This is a genomic window from Petrotoga mobilis SJ95, from assembly GCF_000018605.1.
Lineage (GTDB): Bacteria > Thermotogota > Thermotogae > Petrotogales > Petrotogaceae > Petrotoga > Petrotoga mobilis.
The window spans coordinates 951,247-973,868 of the sequence record NC_010003.1 but is presented as its reverse complement, the minus strand read 5'-3'; the positions used below and the strand labels follow the sequence as shown (position 1 = coordinate 973,868).

Sequence of the window (22,622 nt, the reverse complement as noted above, 5' to 3'; positions counted from 1 at the left end):
ATTAGTTTCTCCCCCTCGTACTTTCTCGAATTATTATCTCGTTCTCAAACTGTTTCACAGGAATGTGATCGATTTTTTTTGAAAGTATTGTAAAGATCATTTCTCCGGCCGTTTTTCCCATTTCATACATAGGTTGTTTCACAGTGGTTAAAGGTGGTGAGAACATTTTACTAAACGCGATGTCGTCGTAGCCAGTGACGCTTACATCTTTTGGCACTTTCAAACCATTTGTTTTAAAATGTTCTATAACTCCATAAGCCAACAAGTCATTTGCACATACCACAACGTCGGGAAGACTTTTAATCTTTTTAGCCACCGAAATCCCCGATTCATGAGTGTACTCTCCCTCAAATATTTTGTAATCTATCTTGTATTCATTTGCAAAATCTTGGAAGGCTCTTAATCTTTCAGCTGCACTGAATATTTCTCTCTTGCCGCTTATAAATATGAATTTTCTGTGATTTGAATTGTATAGATATTCAAGTAATTTATGCATTCCATTGTAGTTGTTTGAACAAACGTAAGAAAATTCATTGTTTTTAATGATCCTGTCTATGAAAACGGTTTTTACATTTCTATTGATGAGACTTTCAACATGGTCACCTATACCTGAGTACAAAATCCCATCGACTTTCTTTTCGATTAATGTTTTAAATAATTTTTTTTCTTCAGAAATGTTGTTATCCGAATTGCATATAATCAAAGAAAAGCCTTTTGATCTTAGAAAATCTTCTGCTCCTCTTACTATAGTTGCAAAAAAGGGGTTGGCAATATTTGGAATGATAATACCTATTGTCTTGGTGTATCCAACTCTTAAACTCCTGGCGAGAGAATCGGGATAATAATTCAACTTTTCAATTGCCTTTAAAACTTTTTCTTTAGTTTCTTTTTTTACCGGTAAGGAACTGTTTATTACCCTTGAAACAGTTGATATGGAAACCCCCGCTTCTTTTGCTATATCTTTAATGGTTATTTGTTTATTCATAAAAAACCACCTTGTTACAATTATTATGCAAACGTTTTCGGAACTGCTTATTCATAGTATATCCCTAAATAATTTAAATTGCAAACTTGATTATGGGGGATTAGAGGAGATTAGACGGAATTATAGTCAATTAACTCAATTTTTCTTTTGTTTTCTTAATTTTACTCATTTTTTTCTTCCCTTTTGTTGGAACTGTATAAGAATAAGACCACCAGAGTAATTACATAAGGTAACATGGAAGTGATTTGTGGTGGGATATTGAAGTTTTGAAGAGTGAAAGTCACACTTTCAAAAAATCCGAACAGTAAAGACATTAAAAGTATTCCTAAAGGACGACCTTTTACCAAGATTATTATAGCCAAAGATATCCATCCTCTACCGTTTGACATATTTTCGCTGAAAAGGGTAACGTAGCCTAAGGATAAGTATGTTCCAGCCATGGAAGAAAGTATACCTGAAAGTAGTATAGAGGTAAACTTCATTTTATTAGGGCTAATGCCTAAAGATCTTGTGGTTTCTGGATCTTCCCCTGTTGCCCTAAGTCTGAGACCGAATTTTGTGTGAAATATTATAACTTCTAACAACAAGGCTAAAAGTATTGTTATGTAAACAATAAAAGGATGATTGTTCAATATTTGTGAAAGAATAGGAATTTGATTTAAAATGGGTATGTCCCATGTTGGAAGAGATTCTATCTTTGGAGATATGAAAGCACCTTTTACGTCGAAAATATTCCTTAAAAGATACGTAGTTCCACCCAAAGCGAGCATATTTATACCGATTCCTGTCAAGAATTCGTCTGTTTTAAGGGACAATGCAAATGCCGAAAAAATCAGGGCAACAACAGCTCCGGAAATCACTGCAAACAACATGCCCATTGCCCAACTTTGAAAAAGATAGCTTCCCAAAACTCCGAAGAAAGCCCCGATAAGCATCATACCTTCCATAGCAATGTTGAATACGTTAGCGTAATAGGTAAAAGTGCCCCCCAACGCTGCAAGAAGTATAGGAGTTGCGCTACTGAAACTGTCTCTAATTAATAAAGAAATTATATCAGTCAGAGGATTTCACCACTCTTTTTGCTTTCAGAGAAGCCTTGATTTTATCACTGTAGTAAGATATCGTACTCCTTGTTGCAACAACCAATAAAACGATTATAGCTTGAAGAACCATTGTGAATTCAGAAGGTATTGATACCTCGAATTCCATACCTATTCCACCTGCTTTAAGAAACCCGAAGAATATGGCAAAAACTGATGTTTCAACTACTCCGTTACCTCCCACTATGGCAAGCATTACTCCATCCCAGCCATAGTTTGCTCCTATCCCTTTAATAAACCTATGTTGAGTCCCACCTAATATCAACAAAGCACCTGCTAAGCCGGAAAGGAACCCTGTGTAAAACATAACCCAGATTAAATTTTCTTCATTTTTACATCCACCTATCTTTGAAAAATCATAATTATGTCCCATCATACGCCATTCGTAACCTTTTTTTAGATAAGTCACAACAAAAAATGAAACAAAGACCATAAAAATCGCTATGAAAAAACTGATATTTATTCCGTTTATAGTGGGAAGAAAAAATTCTCTTTTTATCATATGAGTGGCGGGGACGTAGGATTTTTCATCCAAAAATGGGTAGGTCGCCAGGTACAAAGTCAAGTAATCAGCTATAAAATTCAGCATTAAAGTGGTTATAAATTCATCCATTTTATAATACTTTTTTAGTACACCAGCCAAGCCGCCATATAAGCCCCCAACGATACCAGAAATTACCAAAATAACAAATATCCCCAAGATTCCTGGTATGGGTAGATAGTATCCTAAAAGCGCAGCGGTCAAAGCTCCAACAATTAGTTGTCCTGGTTCTCCAAGGTTCACCACGTTTGAACTGAATGCTATTGCTGCAGCCATACCCGTTAATATCAATGGGGTAGCGTTGTTTAAAGTTGAAGAAAGAGAAAACCATGAAGCTAATCCGTAATTAAATAATGCTCGATAAGCTTCGATAGGGGAATTTCCCTGGAGTTTTATCAAAACCGCAGCTGCAAGAAAAGACAAGGCTATACCAATGATTCCTGTTAATATTTTATTTAAACTTTTCATAGTTTAGCCCCCAACATGTATTCGCCCACTTCTTCTTTTGAGTGAATTTTGGGGTCTAATTCAGCCACTATTTCTCCTTTTCGTACCACGTACAACCTATCGCACATAGATAAAAGTTCATCCAGATCTGCAGAGATCATCAGAATCCCTTTCCCTTTTTCTCTCATTTCAAGGATAACGTTATGAACATATTCGATTGAACCAACATCTAATCCTCTGCTTGGTTGGTCCAAAAGCAAAAACGGTGCATCGAGGCTGAATTCACGGGCAACTATTAATTTCTGCTGATTACCTCCTGAGAGGCTTTTAGGAACATCGTTTATACTTCTTGAAAGGATGTTGTATTGATTGATCAAATCTTTCGCAAATTTTTTAGCCTTTTTCCAATCCATGATATATTTGAATTTTGATAATTTTTCACCTAAGTGGTGAGTCATGGCAAGATTTTCTGTTAAAACAGCGTTCAAAGCTAATCCATATCTTTTTCTATCGGCAGGGATATAACTAATTAGTCTTCTTCTTTTTCTGATGGGGAGCTCTGTGATATTTTGATCTTCTATAAAAATTTTTCCGTGATTCGGATAAATTTCACCGATTATTGTTTGTACGATCTCGTATTGGCCGTTGCCTTCAACACCTGCTAAACCAACTATCTCACCTGATCTAATAACAATATTGATGTTTGACAATAGGTTTATCTTTGTTTTATTCGAAGCAACGGTCAAATTTTCACATTTAAAAACCTCTTTACCTGGTTCTTTTGGTACCTTCTTTACAGTGAGCATAACCTCTTTGCCTACCATCATTTTAGCCAATTCGCCTTTTGAAAGGTTTTCGTTCTTTAAAGTTGAGATAATTTTTCCCCTTCTCATAACTGTTATGATATCTGAGATTTCCAATACTTCTTCCAATTTATGACTGATAAAAACAATGGTTTTACCGGTATCTCTAATATTTCTGATCTCTTTGAATAGTTGTTGAGTTTCTTGAGGTGTTAATACCGCTGTTGGTTCATCAAAAATCAACGTGTCAACCTTTCTGTACAGCAATTTTAGAATTTCCACTTTTTGTTGGGCTGCGACAGAGAGGTTGGAAGTAGTTGCTTGTAAATCAACAGCCAAACTAAACTTTTTGGTAATCTCTTCTAACTCATTTAATATTTTTTCTTTATCTAGGAAGCCGAAATTTTTTGTCTTTTCCATACCCAAAACAACGTTCTCGTATACCTTAAAAGAAGGAACGAGCATAAATTCTTGGTGAACCATACCTATACCAAGTTTAATAGCTACGTTTGGGTTAGTTATTTTTTGTTCTTGACTATTGATAAAGATCTCCCCACTGGATGGAGGCACCATACCGTATAAGATCTTCATCAACGTGCTTTTTCCGGCTCCGTTTTCGCCTATAATAGAGTGAATTTCTCCTTTTTCTAAGGAGAAATTCACTCCTTCCAAGGCTAAAACATCAGGTGGGTATACTTTATATATATTTCTTATTTGTATATAAGACATTTAGAACCACCTATGGATGATTATTCTCTATACTCTTTGACCACAATCTTACCATCCGCAACATCTTTCTGGATCTGTAATATTTTTTCTACAGTTTCTTGAGGAAGAATCTGATATGTGTATTCATCGATAGCCAATCCTACTGCTCCGGCTTTTAATCCGAGTTTGTACAACGTACCGGGTTCATATCTCCCCTCTACTATGTCTTTAAAAACTAGTTCAATGGATTTTCCAACTTCTTTAAGATCGCTGGTGATCACGTGACCCGGGGCAAGACCGTTTTGATTCGAATCTACGCCAATGGCATATTTCCCTACTTCCTGGGCGGCTTGTAATACACCAGTACCGGTTAAACTTGCGATTTGAAATATTACATCCACACCCTGAGAATAAAGTTGTAAAGCGGCTTGTTTCCCTTTTGCAGGGTCATCCCAACTTCCCACGTATATCGTTCTTACTTCAATTTCCGGATCTATGTAATGTGCCCCTTGTTCATAACCATACACAAAGGATCTGATGACTATATCGTCATCTCCGCCTACTGCTCCTATTAGTTTTTGGGGATTTATCCCTTCCAATTCCGTCATTGTTGTAACGATACCTGCTACAACTCCAGCCATGAAAGCCCCTTCTTCTTCAACGTAATCAACGTTTGATATTATACCCTGTTCATCTTCAACTACGGTGTCAATATTAACGAATATCTTATTGGGAAATTGTGTTGCTATGGTTTTTAATTCTTCTTCAAAACCATAAGAGATTACGAATATAACATCTGCCCAATTTGCAGCTGTAAGTAAACTTGGATAATAGAGCGAAGGATCAAAGTTGCATTCAATTACCCTTGTTTGAACCCCATAATCAGTTTCCAGCTGTTTTATGCCAGCGTAACCGGAGTCATAAAAGGATTGATCTCCAAGGGAACCGTTTATTACGTATGCTACCTTTTGTGGTACGGCAAAAGCTGTGAAAGAAAAGAGAATAACAATAAACACAAAAAATGTGAATCTTTTCATATTTTACACCTCCCCATACGATTTATTATACTATTTTTATGAACTTTGCAATCTGCTTTAGCGCCCTTCGCCCCGCTCCCCACCCCATAATGTTTACGATCTATTAATTCCATTTTGGGTACTTAATTTAAATGTCCATTCTGCTAAAGTGGATATTTTTATCTTTGAAAAATCTGGTAAATAGGTTTCCAACGTGTCTTTCAAAGGGTCTGACCAATAAGAAGGGAAATCGTTTGCACCATACATGATCCCCAATATCGTACCTACCTCACCAGCATTACAATCAACGTCATAACCGAAAGAAGATACGATCTTCATCGTTTTATCAAAATCCCCTTCCCCAAACCACAGAGAAGTTAAAACCGAGGCGGTATTGGGATACAGATGAACCCAATTATACCTTTGGAAATTGTCCTCTGTTTTTCTAAGGACGTTGATCCAATCATTATTTGCTTGACAATATTTTACTACATTATCTACGACTTTTTTAAATTCGGTATTTTTGGGGATATAATCCAATGACTTTTCTATTATTTTTCTTGGATCTTTTTCAGAAAAAGCCAAAGATGTCATAACCGCACTATGTATGCCGCCGTATATACCGTTACCACTATGGGATACTTGTGAATCGATAAACGATAACTTTGCGGCATTATATGGATCGCCAGGTTGCAATAAACCATGAACCATGCATCTCATCTGTGCTCCTATCCATTCTTGAAATGGGTTATTAAAAAATCCTGATTCGGGTGGGAATATTCCTCTTTTAATATTTTCAAGGGCTATCAACTCAGCACTCCATCCAAATGGTATGTACGATATCCAATTTTTTGCTAAATCCTTTGAAGTGATCCTTCCCCACTTCTCTTCGTAAGTTTTGAGAAAAATTAATTCATAGGTGACATCGTCGTTGATCGTTGAAACCTCACCTATGTAAGTACCCAATTGGTCAGAATATGTTTCTTCCAACGCATCGTGGGTATACCCTTCAAGTTTGGTTCCCATAGATCCACCTGCAAGTTGGCCTAACCAACCACCATGAATCTTGTCTTTTAGATTATCAATATTGTTAAATTTTTGCTTAGGAAAAGAGTTAGAGATATCTTCCCAGTCCAAAGGTCTATCATACTTTTCGTATGCGTTATTGTCCAATGAATCGGCTTTAGAAAGAGAAAAGAAAATTTCTGAAGTTATAGCCTTTAATTTAGAGTAATCTTTATTTTTTAATGCTTCGAATCCTTTATCCAGCAATAACTCCGCTTGGTTTACGTTTTTACCCATATTTTCTACAGATTGGACTGCACCAACGATGAGAGATTCCGGGGCGTTAGAACCTGGAACTTTACTATCCCAAAGGGTTACCAATATCTCTTTTGGAAAAACATTCATTTTTTCTACATCTTCCCATTTTTCGATGTGATCTTTTTTTGGTTTGGCGTTTCTTCTTCTATTAAATTCGTTTACCCATGCCTTCATAATTTTTCTCCTTTCTTGAAACAAGAGGAGCTCTAATGATATAATTATTTTATCACATCTGTCGGTTAGGAGGATGATTAAAAAATTATGAATGAATTTGTAATTTTAGGGCATAGGGGTTACAGGGCAAAATTTGTCGAAAATACGATCGAAGCCTTTAAAAAAGCCAGAGAATATGGTGCCGATGGTATTGAGTATGACTCGAGATTAACTAAAGATGGGACGTTAGTTGTTCTTCACGACGATAGTATTGAAAACAGAAAGTTGAAGGAACTAACTTACTATGAGTTAAAACAAATACATTTTAAAAATGGAGAGACCGTTCCAACAGTCGAAGAAGTTATCTTTAATTTAGATGAGCGAGCTATTCTTAATTTAGAAATCAAAGAGGTTGAGGCGGCTGTTCCTTCCTACGAAATAACTAAAAGAATAAATGCAGTTGATAGAACCCTATTTTCTTCTTTCAAAATTGACGCTTTGAGAAAGGTCAGAAGTTTAGATAAAAGTGCAAAAGTTGGATTACTCAGTGAATATAATACTTTAAAATACGTAGATGAATTGAATAACGAGATCGGTCTTTATTCTTTGAATCTTTGGATAGACGCTTTAAAAGATGATATAGAACTTTCTAAAGAACTCTTGCATAAATGGAAAGAAAAGGGTTTGAAGATATTTTTATGGACGGTCAACGATCCTAAATATTTGCACACATTCAAGGGTTTGTACGATGGTATAATTACCGATGAGGTTGAAAAAATAGTAGAAGTAAGGAGACAAATCGCAAAAGAGAAACTTTAGAGATTGATGTGTCGAGGTATGGGGATGTTATATGGTTCTTTTGTTGGTTTTTCATTGTAAAAAGGACGGGTGCACCATGGACATCCCGAGGTTTTTTTAGCTTCTTCCATATCTATCTCCGCTTCTGGCAATTTTTCAAGGTTACCATTTGAATCAAAGAGAAAATCGGTTTTTTCTACATCGTGTTGTAAGATGATTTCTCTAGCGATCTGGATTTTTCTGTACCTAGATAAAGAAGGTGGTAAAAGGTTTTCAAACCTTGTCCCCTTTATGGGGGTTAAAGAAAATAAACTTACCAATATCTTAAACTTTTTCATTTTTAATAAAAACTCTATAATATTTTCGTCTGTTTCTCCCAATCCAACGATTATATGTGTTGTAATTCTGTTGGGGAAATCATTTGAAGCGTTTATGAGCATATTTTCATAGACTTCGTATCTACCGCCTCTGATTTTTGAGAAAAGTTCTTTGTTTGCTACATCTATAGCCATTCCAACCCTATCAACGTTGTACTTTTTAAACAAGGTTCTAACTTCTTCAATATTTCTTGGCCTTATAGAAACAGAGATAGGTATTTCTGTTTCTTCCAAGAAAGATAATAATTCGTTTAATTCGTTCCAATAATCTAAAGAAGAAACAACTTGGATACATATACGTTTGAATTTTGTTGGGATGAAGATATTTTTAAAAGTTTCTACAGATATTTCAGGCCATTTAATTCTTGATAATAGATCTGTGTTACTTTGAGCATTCCTGGCTTGTGCACAATAAGAACAGTTGAAAAGGCACTTTTCCCCGATCATGAGATAAGCTGTGTAGTTTGGAAAGTCAATTTTTCCTTTTTTTAAACCGAGTTCTACAGCTGTAGCATAGGATAAACGCAATTTAAATATTCCTCCATTCACCTATTGTTTCGATATATTTGTTACTTAGCGTGTATTTTCGATGTATACGAAGTCATATCCCTTATATTCAAAAACATGAATAGTCGCTTCTTTCGTTGTTGTCGATATTGTTTGTTTAATTTCATAACTATTCAAAAACTCTTGAGGCGTTAACGCAAAGATTTCTTCCACTTCATTTATTAATTCAAAGGCTTCTGTGATTTCCTTTTCTTTCAAATTTCTGTATTCAAGGATCCGATAGGCATATTCATATGAAAGCACAGAAAAGATCAACGTTGGGATCATAATAACAAAAGTCAACACTACTTTCAAATTAGAACGACCCCAGAAGTATAATAATTAAAATTATCAAAAGTATACCTATTATTGAGAAACCAGCTATTATCAGTACATCTAATGAACCTATTTTTTTATCAATAGGTATACTTTTATCATTTTTCATTTGGACGTATAAATCTCCGATAGTTTTTGTTTCGTTTTCGTGTTCAGTTTTTTCTTGAGACTTTCTTAAAATTTGAAGTCGATTTTGGTCTACTGAAACCTTTAACTCTCTATGAACTACCGCTTTACCCAAAACCCCATTCCCTAGATCTACTTTTAAAAATATATAGTCGCTTGAAGGAATCAACTCTTTAGATATAATTTTTCCCTCGACTACTTCTCCCATTTTTTTTTCGCCTTCATTTTTATTTTCAATTGGTAAAACTATTATAGGTTCACCTATATCCAATTTAGAAACGGAATAACCTTCTATGGGGTCTATTATTGGATAGATTTCGGTTGCATTTTTAACGTCTTCTCTAGTTAAGTATTCTTTTAAACCTTCTTCTCCTTTCTCTTTTACAGCGGTTATCCAGGTTAGATCTTTATAATCAAATTTTTGGGCTACCAATCTGATCTTTGTATCTCCAGCCCATTCACTTAAAATATCGTTCAAGATTGATTTTAAAACATAAACATCTTCATCTTCTATAGCCATAAAGATTTTTGTCCCTGTGACCTCGAATTTCATTTTTTTTAGCATGCTGTAGAAGTAGGCTTTGAACTGAGTTAAAAGGTTATTATTTTTTTCCTTAGACAATTGATAATACAGCATATCGATGTCTGATTTAAAATCGAGATAATCTTTTGTTATATCAGGAAGATCTATTTCTCTAAGTTGAGCCCTACTCAACAAAAGAACATTAAAATAGGGGGTTTGAGCCTTTTTACCAAACATATATCCCACATACGTTTCACCAGTTAAATTTGAGGTTGCTAAAAATTTTAATGCATAAAAGTCCATATTTTTTCCCCTTTTCTTGAATATACGTTTTTTCTAAAAATTTTTTGTTCACTTTGATATTCCTTCCCCACTTTTTATTTCTTCCACATCATAATCATTTAAATCTATCTCGTTGTCTATTACACAATTTTTCCCTATTATCATCTTGTCTTTTATCTTCGAGTTGAAGCCTATTACAGTTATATCTGAATTATAGATCTTTTTATCGACTTTTGATTCTGAAAATTTGCCTTTTCCTATCTCAACCGAATCACCGATAATAGTGTTTTCAGCAATAATTGTTTTTTCTATATACGAATTTTTGCCGATAAATACGTTATTCATTATTATGGAATCTTTTACATAAGTTCCCTCTGAAACGGTTACCCCCTGGAAAATTACTGAATTTTCAACTGTACCATATATTTCTGATCCTTCACTAACAAAGCTTTTTATTACACTAGATCCCTTTGCAATGAAAGCAGGTGGTAACTCTTCCGATTGAGTGTATATTTTCCAATTTTCATCATGAAGGTCTAACGGAGGCAAGGGAGAAATTATCTCAAGATTACAGTCAAGATAAGATTCTAAAGTTCCAACGTCTCTCCAATACCCTTCAAAGTTGAAAGCATACAGTTGAGAATTTTCTACTAGCGATTTGGGAATAATATTTTTTCCAAAATCATGTTCAGAAGTATTATCTTTGGCATCTCTTATTAGAGCATCTTTTAGAAAATTCCATTTGAATACATATATACCCAAAGAAGCCAAGGTTCCTCTTGGTTCTTTGGGCTTTTCTTGAAATTCGATTATTCTATCGAAAGGGTCAGTGACCATTATACCAAATCTATGTGCTTCGCTCACTGGTACTTCCATACAGGCTATAGTACCATCGGCATCTTTTTCTATATGATAATCTATTATATCGTTGTAATCCATTTTATATACATGATCCCCTGACAACAGTAACACAAAATCAGGTTTATACCTTTCTATGAATTCTATGTTTTGATAAACCGCATCGGCTGTTCCTTGGTACCAAGAAGTTCCTGATCTGCTTAGATAAGGGGGCAAAATATGTAAACCTCCGCCTTTTATGTCCAAGTCCCAGGGTTTTCCTATCCCCAAATGTTCTACTAGCCTATGTGGCATATATTGAGTGACAACACCTACTGTATTTATATTTGAATTAACGCAATTACTTAAAGTGAAATCGATCATACGATATTTTCCACCGAAGGGTACGGCGGGCTTTGCTAAATTGTTTGTAATTACCCCAAGTCTTGTTCCTTGACCTCCAGCTAAAATGATAGCTAAAACACGCATTTCAATGCCTCCTTTATAGAACAGCCCCTTTTTCTATAACGTTGATCTCGTTACCTATGCCTTCCAACTTTCTCCCTGATCTTATCCTTACGTTTTTATCAATTATTGTCTTTCTAATTACACTTCCTTCCTCTAAATAACTTCCTTGAAGTACTATACAATTTTCTATTACTGAACCCGCTCCAACGTACACATCCCTAGAAAGGACAGAATTTCTAACAACTCCATTTATTATACAACCATCAGATATAAATGAATTGGAGACTTCGGCGTTAACGTTAATCTTCGGTGGGACCGAATCTTTGAGCTTAGTATATATTTTTCTTTCTGGTGAATAAAACAATTCATTTCTGACCTCTTCTTTTAGAATATCCATATTAATATTATAATAATCTTCCACAGATTTTTTTATATTTTTCCAATAACCATCAAAATCGTAAGAAAAAACTCTCATCCTGGATAAATTGGGAATGATTATATCTTTTAATAGATCGAATTTACCGTTTGATACGTTGGCATATAGAATTTCCATCAAAAATGCTTTGTTTATAAAATAAACACCCAAAAAAATCTTATCAGAGCGATATTGGGAGTCCTTTTCATAGATTTGTGTGATTCTGTTATTTTCGTCTGTAATGACTTGTCCATATTGGCTAAAATTTACTCCCTCTTCTACAGTTTTTGTTAGCAACGTAATATCTGCGCCGTTTTTTACATGGTATTTAAAAAGCGGTCTAAAATCAATATTATATATATGATCTCCAGAACCAATTAAAACAAAATCTTCGTATGATCTTCTCAAAAAGGTCAAATTTTGAAATATTGCATCCGCTGTTCCTTCATAGTACATTTTATGACTTTGAGGGCTTATAAATGGCTGAAGTATGAATAATCCCCCTCTTTTTCTATCCAAGTTCCATTCTTTACCGCTTCCCAAATGATCCATGAGAGACCTAGGATTGTATTGAGTAAATACTCCTACGTTTGTGATGCCAGAATTTACCATATTACTTAACGTAAAATCTATTGCTCTGTACTTACCAAAAACAGGAACGGCTGCGCTAGTTCTTTTTAAAGTTAATTTATCTAAATTATCTTTGGTGGATCCAGAAAGAATAAGACCTACAACCCTCATAAACCTCACCTCTTTGATGTTTACAACTCGTTTTCAAACCCGCATAGATATTCAAAAATCTCATTTTCTTCAAAGAAAATTTTCCACTCTTGTTCAGCACTTTGAATCGAATCTGAGGCATGTACAATGTTCTTTCTGACACTTATCCCAAATTCTCCACGAATGCTTCCTGCTTGAGCTTTTAGGGGATCCGTTTCACCGTTTATACTTCTAACAGCTTCAATAACCCTTGGGCCTTCTATAATCATAACAACCACAGGTCCAGATAGTATGAATTCTATCAATGGTTGATAAAAATCCTTACCTTGGTGTACTTTGTAGAGCTCTTCAGCTTGTGCTTTTTTCATCTTTATCATCTTCATAGCAACTACTTTTAGGCCTTTTTGTTCATATCTTTTGATTATTTCACCAATTAGTCCTCTTTTAACAGCGTTAGGTTTTATCATCACAAATGCTTTTTCCGCCAAATTAAGCTCCCCCTTCTATTCATCTTTTAAAGATTCGACAATATTGAAGCTCGCTGCTCGCCTTGATGCGACATAACTAAAAAAAATGGATACAAAACTGTTTATTAAAAAGGCTATCAAAAAAGAGCTGGCTGTTATCTTAATGGGTAAATATTCCACATAAAAGAGGCCTTCGGGTAATGGGATCTTTAAAATAATTAGAAACCAGCAGGTTAAAACACCGGCAATAACTCCAAGTACAAATCCTACTAGAGATATTAAAAAAGTTTCTAAGATAAAAATAGTAGTTACTTGTCTTCTTTGAAAACCAAGAGCCCTTAAAATAGCTATCTCTTTCTTTCTAGTAAAGACAGAGAAAGAAACCGAGTTTGATATACTGAATCCAGAAATCAAAAGAATGAAAAAAGTTATCATAAAAGCTATCAAGCTATCAAATTGGACTGCCTTAGCCAAAGTTTCATTGGACTCTTCCCAAGTGAGGGCGGAGTAACTAGAAAGATATTTTTCTTTAAATTGTTGAGCCTTGTTTGGATTTTTTAAAAAAATGCCGGTATATTCTTTTGAGTTTGAATTTTGAGACAATATGAAAGTTGAATCGTACGAATATACCCCAGAATCGAATATTCCTGTAATGGTACTTTCTTGGAAAATCGGTAATAGGCCCTTTGTTCTAACAGTTATTATGGTATCACCAATTTCAACATTGAGATTATCTGCTAATTTATTTCCTAATATAAGGCCTTCGGTACCCTTTTCCTCATTTATAAATCCTTCATAGATTGATAGATCATCCAATTCCATAAGCTGAGAGAAGGCAATTTTAGATTGGTTTATAACTGCTACAGAGGAGATGTTGAAATTTACAATTTTGTCTATTTCTGATGAGTTTTGAGTGTAATTTCCTCTAACAACTAGATGAGGATAAAAATTAGTTATTGAATCTATTAACAAGCTATCGAAACCATTTATTATTGAAGTAACTACTATAATACCCCATACCCCTATTATCATAGCGATGAGTGAGAATTTAAAGTTTTTTTTCGACCTTGTGAAAAAAGAAATAGCCAAAAGTAAAACCGGATTATTTCTTTTACCACCTTTCATTGAGAACCACCAGAGCATCGTAATCCGTTGGATCGATCAAATTTTCTGAAATAAAATCTATCAACTGGAAATATTTGTACTTATCTTCTATTTCGATGAAATTTGTTCCGAACGTCTCTTTCAAATCTGCCTTTATCTTTTCCTTAGTTTCTTCTTCGACGTTCCTAAAAAAAACATATGAATATTGGTCACTTAAACCATCAAAGGTTTCATCCAAAACCTTAATCTGATACCCCGGTTTTTTCCATACGTCAAAAACATATGTATAAAAATTATATAATTTACTAGAAAAATTTTTGGTTATCAGAATTTTTGGTTTATCATTGCTTTGGTCAGAATATGTTTCAAAGGTTTTCAACTTGTATTGAATTTGGGGTATTTTACTTTCATCAGCAACTACATAGCTATCTTTGATTAGATAGGGGAATGAGATAAATTCCATCTGGGCATCCTTCGCTTGGTTATACAAAAAAAGTAGATCTTGGATTTCAAAAGAATTAATCGTGTCAGATAAACCTATATTAATAGCTTCAAGGAGTTTATTTATTCCAGCAGATTGAACTTCATCCAATAAAGCCAATACAGCATTTTTTTGACGTTCCATCCTTCCTAAATCTCCCGATGTATCTCTATACCTTACATAATATAACAATTCTTCACCGTTTAACTTATTATACCCTTTTTTAAAATCTATGTGTAAATTTTGATGGTAATCTGAGTAACTCATATCTGATTCTATGTATATATCTATTGGAGCAAATAAATCACCAATACTTTTAAATATAGAATAATCAAAAATTATATAATCTGAAATCTGAACACCGCTTAATTTTTCGACCTCTTCTTTTAGCCTGTCTATGCCATAAATCTCATAAACAGAGTTAATTCTTCTTTCACTTTGATCGATACTGATCAAAAGATCCCTTGGTATGGGTAGAAAAATGATCTTCCCTTTATCGATTCCCCCTAAGATTATCACATCTGTTCTGGTTGAACTTTCAATATTTTCATCTCTTCCTAGAACCAAAAAATAGTAAGGAAATTCTATGGGGGATAAATCTAATTGAATATTCTTACGTAAAGGTATTATAAAACTGAGTGTCAAAAAAATCAGAAAAATGAAAGATAATATTCTTAAGATATGTATTTTCAAATAATAATCACTCCACGATCTCTTTGACCCTTTCAAAAGCCTCTACATCCGCGTATTTTCTTTCGATTGTTTGATTTGCTATATTGATTTGAATAGGTTCATTTAAAAGGAGTGGAACGGTTAATTTATCGTAATTGGTAATAGAGTACTTTGAAAAGCCATCAATGAGGGCATAAAGACCTTCTTCGTCTAAATTGGTCGACCTATAGTAATTTTTTACTATATCTACGTATCCTTCCAAACTGAAAACTTGCCAAAATCTTATCTCACTATTCTTCAAAGCGTCAAAAAATCCATCTATACCTTTTAAGGTGCTGCCTCCTAATTTACTTATAAACTCGTTGGCAACTTCATCATTTAGGTAGAAATAGTAATTAAAATTTGAGTTAAGATCAAACAACTCCAAAAAATCGTTTGTCACTTTATCTAAATTTTCAGAAGATAGAGTAATGTAAGACTCTGGAAATGTAGTTCCATCTTCTACTTTGACTATCATTATCTTTCTGTTATCGTTCAGAACCCTTATAAAATAGAGTCCATTGTCATAAGATACTGTATAAGTTACACTGCTCGATGCTGCTACAGGATTGTTGATGAATTGGTTGTATCTATATAACATGAAGCCTAAAAAAGCCGCGATTATAGCGATAATTATTATCAAGATAAGCCATATTCTTCTGCCTCTTTTTCTTTTTCCTCCAACATACACATTTGCCACAAAATACACCTCCAACATGCGAATTCCTTAGATAATTTAGAAATTAAAAAACATCAACGAGAGATGCTCTCAATGAGCATCTCTCAATCATTTTATTTATTTTCTAAAAAATTACTTAAAACTTCTTCTAAATCAGGTTTACCGATTTCTTGCAACTCGTAAGTTACCCTAACTGTAGGTTTTTTTATGTCCATAATTCTTGTTAGATCAATTGGTGTACCTATAACCACAACTTCGGCATCGGATTTATTGATGCTTTCTTCCAGTTCTTTGATCTGTTTTTTTCCATAACCCATTGCGGGAAGTATTTTATCAAGATGAGTATATTTCTTATAAGTATTTACTATTGAACCAACTGCATAAGGTCTTGGGTCAATTATTTCAGAAGCTCCAAACTTTTTGGCAGCTATGAAACCGGCTCCATAGGTCATTTCGCCGTGAGTTAAGGTTGGACCATCTTCAATAACAAGGCATCTCTTTCCTCTTATAATAGAAGGATTTTTGACGAACAAAGGAGATGCGGCATCAATCACTGTTGCGTTTGGATTCCATTTTTCTATATTTGCTCTTACTTTTTCAATGCCTTCCAATGTTGCTGTTTCTTCTTTATTGATAACTAGAACATCTGCCATAATAAGATTCGTCATTCCAGGGAAATAGGATACTTCATGACCGGCTCTGTGTGGATCGACTACAACGATAGATAAATCGGGTTTATAGAATGAAAAATCGTTGTTTCCACCATCCCATAATATAACATCGGGATTTTCTTCTTCCGCCTGTCTCAATATCTCTTCATAATCAACACCTGCATAGATGACAGAGTTCCTATCAATATGAGGTTCATACTCTTCTCTTTCTTCAATTGTACATTCGTGTCTATCTAGATCTTCGTAAGTGGCAAACCTTTGTACCTTTTGCTTTACTAGGTTCCCATATGGCATTGGGTGTCTGATTGAAACAACTTTCAAACCTTTATTTTTTAGAATATCCAAAACTCTCCTCGTTGTTTGACTTTTCCCTGAACCGGTTCTAACGGCACAAATCGAGATAATAGGTTTTTTGGATTTCAACATAGAATTATTGGGGCCCAGAAGTTTAAAATCCGCGCCACTAGCAAGCACCAAAGAAGCCTTTTCCATTACATACGAAAACGGCAAATCGCTGTAGGATAACACAACTTCGTCGATGTTGTTTTCTTTGATAAGATTGACTAGGTTTGCTTCTGATTCTATGGGTATCCCATTGGGATACAACTCTCCAGCGAGTTCTTTGGGATAAAGCCTTCCTTCGATATCAGGAATCTGTGTGGCTGTGAAGCAAACAACTTCGTAGTCAGGATTATCGCGATAATAAACGTTGAAATTGTGAAAATCTCTACCTGCAGCTCCCATTATCAAAACTTTTTTTCTCAAGAGTATCTCCTCCTTATAAGTGGCATACTAGCGCACCTAGGGCCTCCCCTTCCTCTAGATAATTCACTGGACGGTATGGTTAAAACTTCTATCCCCGATTTTTCTAATTCTCTGTTGGTGATGTAATTTCGATCGTAGGTGATAACCTTTCCAGGTTCTATTGCCAAACTGTTGGAGCCATCATTCCACTGTTCCCTGTGTGATGCTATTATATCAGCGTTTCCACATTTAATAATTTCGACATGATCTAAATTAAGATGTTTTTTTAATATGTTTTCCAAACTTTCTTCTTCTTCATAAAAATCAAATCCCTCTTTAGACTTAGTAATAATGAAAGTATCTATATCTTCTTTTAAATTTGCATGTACTAGAAATTTATCGTAATCAACCATTGTGAATATGGTGTCTAAATGCATATAAGCCCTATTATCAGGTATTATAAAAGCAATTATCTTCTCAAAGGTATCTTTATTTTCTTTTAGAAACTTCTTAGCTAGGATTTCAACAGCTTCTGGTGAGGTTCTTTGAGAAATCCCTACCGCTAAAACTTTTTCGCTTAACACTAAGATATCCCCACCCTCTATTGGATAAGGGTAATCTTTCTCGTAATACAATGGGGTGCCTTCAAATTTTGTGTTGTATTTTATGACATATTCCATAAGCATAACTTCTCTTCTTCTTGCTGAGGTTTTCATTCTGTTCACGCAGGCACCTTTTCCCAAAATCGCCACAGGATCCCTTTGAAAATATAGATTCGGCATAGGTGGAAGGAAAAAAGGTAACTCTATATCCGCTCTTCTAACCCTCAAGGAGAAGATGTTTCTGTTAATTTCTAGTTCATCAGAACGTATACCCGATATTATAGTATCCACCATTTCTTTGGTATCTAGGGAAAACAAATAATCTTTTAAAAGAGCATAAATGAAGCTATTGTATATTTCTGAGAATTGTAAAAACTCTTTGACAAATTTTTCTTTTAAATCCAAATCATTAAGCGTTTCCGTCAACAATTCAGTAAGATACAAAACTTCTACACCATTCTCTCTTAAAACATTTGCAAAGTAATCATGTTCTTCTTGCGCTTTATACAAAAAAGGAATATCGTCAAATAACAGATCAGAAAGATAATGAGGAGATAAATTTTCTAACTCTTTTCCCGGTCTATGTAGAAGGATTTTTTCTAATTTTCCGATTTCTGAATACACAGATAAATTCATGACTTTTAAGCACCAACCTTTTCCTTTCTAATATTATACAACAAAAACTCTTCTAAAAAATCTCATAGCTTTGTAAAAGTGTTGGGGCGTTCAAAGTATCAAGCACTTTTTCTAAAAGTATGCCTTCCCTTTGGGGATATTTATAACCATAACTAGCTTTTAAACACGTAGAAACGAATTGAGTAGCCCTGTCTATTGCCATCGGTACACTGTCTCCGTTTAAAAGACTACCAACGATAACGCTTGCAAAGGAGTCCCCTGTACCAGGGTATAAGGCTTTTATATAGTTATTGGTGATTTTCCAAAACCTATTATTTGTCCTTTCATAAGCTAAAACCCCTATTTTTGATTTAGATTCATCAGGAACACTTGTTATAATAACGATTTCTGGGCCCATGTCTGACAAACGTTTTAACCAGCTTTTCAACATCTCTTCACTAATATCTTGGTCGTACTTTTCATCCAAAAGAAAACAAGCTTCCGTTAAATTTGGTGTTATTACATGAGACTTGGAAACTAGTTTTTTCATATCTTTGACCATGCCTTCAGTAATGGTAGCGTAAAGTCTCCCGTCATCGCCCAGTACTGGATCAACGACTACTAGAGTTTCATTTTTCTGTGAAAAATATTGTATAAATTCCATTACAATATCGATCTGTTTTTCTGAACCTAAAAAACCACTATAAATGGCATCAAAACTCAGGTCTAATTTTTTCCAATGCGATATTATATCTTTCATATTGTCTGTTAGATCCAAAAAAGAGTAATCCTCAAACCCCCCTGTATGGGTTGATAGTATGGCAGTGGGAAGTGGGCAGACTTGAATCTCCATAGAAGATAATATAGGAATTACAACGGTTAAAGAAGCTTTTCCAAAACCTGAAAGATCGTGAATTGCCGCAACTCTTTTGATAGGTTTCTCTTTCAAATACATCATTCCTTTCCCCTAAGATAGGATGTTAAACTCTTTTGCTATTTCTGCACCAAGTTGGGCATTGTTGTAGACTAATTCAATATTTGCTTTTAAACTTTCCCCTTTTGTTAATTCGTTTATTTTTGAAAGTAGAAAGGGGGTTAATTCCTTACCTTTTATTTTTCGCTTTTTAGCCTCTTCTATTGCGTTTTCTATTGTTTTATCTATTTCCTCAAAATCCAGTGAATACTCTTTAGGAATAGGATTTGCAATAAAAATGCCCCCTTGTAGGCCCAAGTCCCACTTTGTCTTCATTATTGATGCGATTTCTTTAGGAGTTTCAACTCTATAAGGTACATTTATCCCACTTTCCCTCGAAAAAAAGCATGGAAGTTCGTCTGTTTGATAGCCAATCACTGGGACACCGAAAGTTTCTAGATATTCTTTGGTTAATTGAAGATCTAATATAGCTTTAGGTCCAGCAGATATCACCGCCACGTTGGTTTTGGCAAGCTCTTGCAGGTCTGCGGAGATATCAAAAGTTTCTTGAGCGTTTCTATGTACACCTCCTATTCCTCCTGTTACAAAAACCTTTATTCCAGCAAGTTCAGCTATTATCATAGTTGCTGCAACCGTGGTAGCGGCGTTAAAACCTTTTGCAAGGATAACGGGGAGATCCATCCTGCTTGCTTTCAATATATTTTTGGAGGTGGCCATGAATTCTAATTCTTCTTTTGATAATCCTACTTTCATTTTGCCATCTATTATTGCGATAGTTGCTGGAACTGCTCCCCTTTCTCTTATTGTTTCTTCTACATTTTTTGCAACTTCTACATTTTGTGGATAAGGCATTCCATGAGAAATTATAGTTGATTCCAAGGCAACGATAGGTCTATTTTCTTTTAAAGCTTGGTACACTTCTTCTTTTATTTCTAAATATGGGGTTGTATTCATATTAGTTTTCCTCCAAAAGCTGTATTTTTATTGTTTTACAAACTTTCTATAGCGCCACTTTGCCCGGACGTTAAGGAGTAAACCCCTTAAGATCCCCAATTTCAATACATCATTAGCGTAGCAAACGAGATTTTGAAAAACATTTCTAAAGCATTGCAAACAAACTATTTTGCACAAAGCTGCAAAAGGCTTTTTACACAAAGCTGCAAAAAAACATGGTTTGCACAGTAGCGCAAACAGGGCTTTGCCCTGTTTTTGACTTTTAGTCAACCAAAAATTTCAGAAGATAACTCATCTGCCACTGTTTTTGGACTTTTTAGGGTAATTTGAGAGGCTTTTATTCCGTATTCAATGCTTTTTTCTATATCAGCATCTTTGTAAATGCCGTAGATAAATCCAGCAGTGAAAGCATCTCCGGCACCATTGGCATCGACTATTTCAGAGTCTTCGACTTCAGCTACAGAAAAGAAATCTGCTCTTTTAAAGCGATTGTTTAAAAGGAGAACCCCCTCTTCCCCGTTTGTTACAATTAAATTAAAAATATTGGGGAATTTTTCTGGAAAAGTCTTTTGTATACTTTTATAATCAAAAAAATTCAAGTTTTCTTGTTCTCTTAAGGATTTCAATTCTGAGAAGTTTAGGGTCAGATAATCTATTTTTCCAGTTATATTTTTTAATTTTTTTACTTTTAGATTTGATACGGCGTTAAAAACTGTGTAAACATTCGTGTTTTCAAGGATTTTAAGTATATATTCTATCGTCTGAGGTTCTAAATTTGCTTCAAGAAAGACAATTTTTGATTGGAGTAACGTATCTTTGTGTTTTTTTATATAATTTATATTTATCTCATTAATAATATCCATGTCTGATATAGAGACAAACATATCTTTTTTTTCGTCTAAAATAGCCAGGTAAACACCCGTACGACGGTTATCACAAATCTTGATAAAATTAGTATTTATCTTTAGATTATCTAATTCGGCTAAAATTATTTCACCAAATACATCGTTCCCAACTGCTCCAAATAAATTAACAGGGACTTCTAATTTGCATAAATTGTGGGCAACATTCCGAGCTACACCTCCTGAAGAATAAAAGATACGTCCAGGGTTTGAAGTCTTGAGAGATAATTTTTCGTAAGAAGATCCTTTGAAATCTGTATTTATTCCTCCTATTACTGATACATACATAAAATTTCTCCTCAAATGTTTTTAGGGTTAAAAACTTTTCCTAGATCTTCACAACTTTTTCGCAAATTTTCTTCTTCTTGAATATCAAGTGGTGTGAATTCGTCTGCTGCTTTTATTAACCATTCTAAAAGGTTTATGTGGCTAGAGCATAATATAGAGGTTATTGGCTTAGTAAGAGAAAATCTTATCGTTGTCTTCACTTCTTCATAACTTTCAGAAGGAATATAAAGAAGGTCCGATATCCCTTTTTCTGCATTTATCTTCGTTATCTTTTTTATAAGATTTTGTTTACTTATTACGCCAGTTCCTTTTTCCTTGGCTTTAGAAATTACTTTTCTTCCATAACCAGTGTACCAATTCATCCAATCTATGGGAAAGGTAATCGAATCAAAATCATAACTTTCTAAAAGTTGTAAAGCTATGCTTTCTTTGTTTGTTGAAAAACCTATGTATTTTACTAAGCCCAAATTTTTGGCGGCAAAGAATCCCTCTAACGCGCCTTCAGGACCTAGAATTCTATGAATATCCTCTTGGGTATTTGCAACAATTTGGATCAAGTCTAGATATTGAAGATTGAATTTAGCTAAGAGTTCTTTTATGTCCAGTTGTATCTCATCACTGCTTTTGGAGAAAGACTTACCCGCAATAAAAAGTTTATCCCTATGCAAATTTATTGGAAAAATAGTCGCTTCGTCTTTAGGTTCCAATGTAGGCGAAATTTCAAAGAAATTTACACCACCTAGAATAAACTTTTCTAAAAACCTTTTAATTTCATAATTATATTCGCTTACCAGCAGCTTTTCCAAATCCAAACCTATGATAGAGAGTTCTTCTTGTGTCTTACCCAAAATCCTTCTCTGCATATCTAGTTCCTCCTTTCAATGGTACCCCCTGGAAGGTGATCAACACTTAAAAAAGATATGAAAAATTGCATATTCAATTATACCATAAAAAATAAATACTATA

General features: G+C 34.4%; 22 protein-coding genes. 1 reads left to right on the top strand and 21 read right to left on the bottom strand.

Translation table 11 applies throughout. From position 1 onward, the window contains the following. Position 1: 1 nt before the first annotated feature. The 6 genes from PMOB_RS04755 to PMOB_RS04730 all read right to left on the bottom strand — a co-directional run bounded on the left by PMOB_RS04755 (position 2) and on the right by PMOB_RS04730 (position 7,097). Positions 2–985 (bottom strand): LacI family DNA-binding transcriptional regulator, encoded by a 984-nt coding sequence (locus PMOB_RS04755; protein WP_012208745.1) that lies wholly within the window; start codon positions 983–985, stop codon positions 2–4. A gap of 161 nt (positions 986–1,146) precedes the next feature. Next, entirely contained in the window at positions 1,147–2,022 is an 876-nt protein-coding gene (locus PMOB_RS04750; RefSeq protein WP_269207897.1) for an ABC transporter permease, read from the bottom strand. Positions 2,023–2,038: 16 nt separating this feature from the next. Continuing rightward, complete coding sequence (locus tag PMOB_RS04745) at positions 2,039–3,094, bottom strand: ABC transporter permease (protein WP_012208743.1); 1,056 nt, start codon at positions 3,092–3,094, stop codon at positions 2,039–2,041. Then, complete coding sequence (locus PMOB_RS04740) at positions 3,091–4,605, bottom strand: ABC transporter ATP-binding protein (RefSeq protein ID WP_012208742.1); 1,515 nt, start codon at positions 4,603–4,605, stop codon at positions 3,091–3,093. Before PMOB_RS04740 ends, PMOB_RS04745 begins: the two co-directional genes overlap by 4 nt. Before the next feature lie 20 nt (positions 4,606–4,625). After that, positions 4,626–5,621: a BMP family ABC transporter substrate-binding protein gene (locus PMOB_RS04735; RefSeq protein WP_012208741.1), complete on the bottom strand. Its 996-nt coding sequence runs from the start codon at positions 5,619–5,621 to the stop codon at positions 4,626–4,628. Positions 5,622–5,714: 93 nt separating this feature from the next. Beyond that, on the bottom strand, positions 5,715–7,097 hold the full coding sequence (locus PMOB_RS04730; protein WP_012208740.1) for an ADP-ribosylglycohydrolase family protein: 1,383 nt from the start codon (positions 7,095–7,097) through the stop codon (positions 5,715–5,717). A gap of 87 nt (positions 7,098–7,184) precedes the next feature. Between PMOB_RS04730 and PMOB_RS04725 the strand changes: the two genes are divergently transcribed. Continuing rightward, positions 7,185–7,895, top strand: coding sequence for a glycerophosphodiester phosphodiesterase family protein (locus PMOB_RS04725; RefSeq protein WP_012208739.1), 711 nt, complete (start codon positions 7,185–7,187; stop codon positions 7,893–7,895). Here the strand turns inward: PMOB_RS04725 and PMOB_RS04720 are convergent. The 15 genes from PMOB_RS04720 to PMOB_RS04650 form a co-directional block, all read right to left on the bottom strand. Continuing rightward, positions 7,892–8,779 carry a radical SAM protein gene (locus PMOB_RS04720; RefSeq protein ID WP_012208738.1) on the bottom strand — a complete coding sequence of 296 codons (888 nt, stop codon included), beginning with the start codon at positions 8,777–8,779 and terminating at the stop codon, positions 7,892–7,894. The two genes, PMOB_RS04725 and PMOB_RS04720, sit on opposite strands and share 4 nt — an antisense overlap. A gap of 45 nt (positions 8,780–8,824) precedes the next feature. Further along, positions 8,825–9,112, bottom strand: coding sequence for a hypothetical protein (locus PMOB_RS04715; protein ID WP_041534063.1), 288 nt, complete (start codon positions 9,110–9,112; stop codon positions 8,825–8,827). A gap of 1 nt (position 9,113) precedes the next feature. Beyond that, positions 9,114–10,085 carry a DUF4899 domain-containing protein gene (locus tag PMOB_RS04710; protein ID WP_012208736.1) on the bottom strand — a complete coding sequence of 324 codons (972 nt, stop codon included), beginning with the start codon at positions 10,083–10,085 and terminating at the stop codon, positions 9,114–9,116. A 48-nt stretch (positions 10,086–10,133) separates the two neighbouring features. Then, positions 10,134–11,390, bottom strand: coding sequence for a glucose-1-phosphate adenylyltransferase (locus tag PMOB_RS04705; protein ID WP_012208735.1), 1,257 nt, complete (start codon positions 11,388–11,390; stop codon positions 10,134–10,136). A gap of 13 nt (positions 11,391–11,403) precedes the next feature. Beyond that, positions 11,404–12,525: a glucose-1-phosphate adenylyltransferase subunit GlgD gene (gene glgD / locus PMOB_RS04700; RefSeq protein WP_012208734.1), complete on the bottom strand. Its 1,122-nt coding sequence runs from the start codon at positions 12,523–12,525 to the stop codon at positions 11,404–11,406. A 20-nt stretch (positions 12,526–12,545) separates the two neighbouring features. After that, complete coding sequence (ndk, locus tag PMOB_RS04695; RefSeq protein ID WP_012208733.1) at positions 12,546–12,992, bottom strand: nucleoside-diphosphate kinase; 447 nt, start codon at positions 12,990–12,992, stop codon at positions 12,546–12,548. Positions 12,993–13,007: 15 nt separating this feature from the next. Beyond that, positions 13,008–14,096, bottom strand: coding sequence for an ABC transporter permease (locus PMOB_RS04690; protein ID WP_012208732.1), 1,089 nt, complete (start codon positions 14,094–14,096; stop codon positions 13,008–13,010). Continuing rightward, positions 14,083–15,249 carry an LCP family protein gene (locus tag PMOB_RS04685; protein ID WP_012208731.1) on the bottom strand — a complete coding sequence of 389 codons (1,167 nt, stop codon included), beginning with the start codon at positions 15,247–15,249 and terminating at the stop codon, positions 14,083–14,085. Before PMOB_RS04685 ends, PMOB_RS04690 begins: the two co-directional genes overlap by 14 nt. 7 nt (positions 15,250–15,256) lie before the next feature. After that, complete coding sequence (locus tag PMOB_RS04680) at positions 15,257–15,967, bottom strand: hypothetical protein (RefSeq protein WP_041534062.1); 711 nt, start codon at positions 15,965–15,967, stop codon at positions 15,257–15,259. 92 nt (positions 15,968–16,059) lie between these two features. Then, positions 16,060–17,361 (bottom strand): cyclic 2,3-diphosphoglycerate synthase, encoded by a 1,302-nt coding sequence (locus tag PMOB_RS04675; RefSeq protein ID WP_041534306.1) that lies wholly within the window; start codon positions 17,359–17,361, stop codon positions 16,060–16,062. Positions 17,362–17,378: 17 nt separating this feature from the next. Beyond that, positions 17,379–18,599, bottom strand: a complete 1,221-nt coding sequence (locus PMOB_RS04670; RefSeq protein ID WP_012208728.1) for an arginine deiminase — start codon at positions 18,597–18,599, stop codon at positions 17,379–17,381. Between the two features lie 52 nt (positions 18,600–18,651). Then, entirely contained in the window at positions 18,652–19,533 is an 882-nt protein-coding gene (locus PMOB_RS04665; RefSeq protein WP_012208727.1) for a pyridoxamine kinase, read from the bottom strand. Positions 19,534–19,545: 12 nt separating this feature from the next. Continuing rightward, positions 19,546–20,466: a pseudouridine-5'-phosphate glycosidase gene (locus PMOB_RS04660; protein ID WP_012208726.1), complete on the bottom strand. Its 921-nt coding sequence runs from the start codon at positions 20,464–20,466 to the stop codon at positions 19,546–19,548. A 266-nt stretch (positions 20,467–20,732) separates the two neighbouring features. After that, positions 20,733–21,656 (bottom strand): carbohydrate kinase family protein, encoded by a 924-nt coding sequence (locus PMOB_RS04655; RefSeq protein ID WP_012208725.1) that lies wholly within the window; start codon positions 21,654–21,656, stop codon positions 20,733–20,735. An 11-nt stretch (positions 21,657–21,667) separates the two neighbouring features. Further along, complete coding sequence (locus PMOB_RS04650) at positions 21,668–22,519, bottom strand: aldo-keto reductase family protein (RefSeq protein ID WP_012208724.1); 852 nt, start codon at positions 22,517–22,519, stop codon at positions 21,668–21,670. Positions 22,520–22,622: the final 103 nt, after the last annotated feature.

Excerpts from the sequence above, each read along its gene's own strand:
- PMOB_RS04690 (WP_012208732.1), bottom strand. The coding sequence starts at position 14,096 with ATGAAAGGTGGTAAAAGAAATAATCCGGTTTTACTTTTGGCTATTTCT.
- PMOB_RS04675 (WP_041534306.1), bottom strand. The coding sequence starts at position 17,361 with ATGGGAGCTGCAGGTAGAGATTTTCACAATTTCAACGTTTATTATCGC.
- PMOB_RS04665 (WP_012208727.1), bottom strand. The coding sequence starts at position 19,533 with ATGTATTTGAAAGAGAAACCTATCAAAAGAGTTGCGGCAATTCACGAT.
- PMOB_RS04725 (WP_012208739.1), top strand. The coding sequence starts at position 7,185 with ATGAATGAATTTGTAATTTTAGGGCATAGGGGTTACAGGGCAAAATTT.
- PMOB_RS04755 (WP_012208745.1), bottom strand. The coding sequence starts at position 985 with ATGAATAAACAAATAACCATTAAAGATATAGCAAAAGAAGCGGGGGTT.
- PMOB_RS04710 (WP_012208736.1), bottom strand. The coding sequence starts at position 10,085 with ATGGACTTTTATGCATTAAAATTTTTAGCAACCTCAAATTTAACTGGT.
- glgD (WP_012208734.1), bottom strand. The coding sequence starts at position 12,525 with ATGAGGGTTGTAGGTCTTATTCTTTCTGGATCCACCAAAGATAATTTA.
- PMOB_RS04660 (WP_012208726.1), bottom strand. The coding sequence starts at position 20,466 with ATGAATACAACCCCATATTTAGAAATAAAAGAAGAAGTGTACCAAGCT.
- PMOB_RS04650 (WP_012208724.1), bottom strand. The coding sequence starts at position 22,519 with ATGCAGAGAAGGATTTTGGGTAAGACACAAGAAGAACTCTCTATCATA.
- PMOB_RS04655 (WP_012208725.1), bottom strand. The coding sequence starts at position 21,656 with ATGTATGTATCAGTAATAGGAGGAATAAATACAGATTTCAAAGGATCT.
- PMOB_RS04740 (WP_012208742.1), bottom strand. The coding sequence starts at position 4,605 with ATGTCTTATATACAAATAAGAAATATATATAAAGTATACCCACCTGAT.
- PMOB_RS04735 (WP_012208741.1), bottom strand. The coding sequence starts at position 5,621 with ATGAAAAGATTCACATTTTTTGTGTTTATTGTTATTCTCTTTTCTTTC.
- PMOB_RS04670 (WP_012208728.1), bottom strand. The coding sequence starts at position 18,599 with ATGAATTTATCTGTGTATTCAGAAATCGGAAAATTAGAAAAAATCCTT.
- PMOB_RS04730 (WP_012208740.1), bottom strand. The coding sequence starts at position 7,097 with ATGAAGGCATGGGTAAACGAATTTAATAGAAGAAGAAACGCCAAACCA.
- PMOB_RS04745 (WP_012208743.1), bottom strand. The coding sequence starts at position 3,094 with ATGAAAAGTTTAAATAAAATATTAACAGGAATCATTGGTATAGCCTTG.
- PMOB_RS04705 (WP_012208735.1), bottom strand. The coding sequence starts at position 11,390 with ATGCGTGTTTTAGCTATCATTTTAGCTGGAGGTCAAGGAACAAGACTT.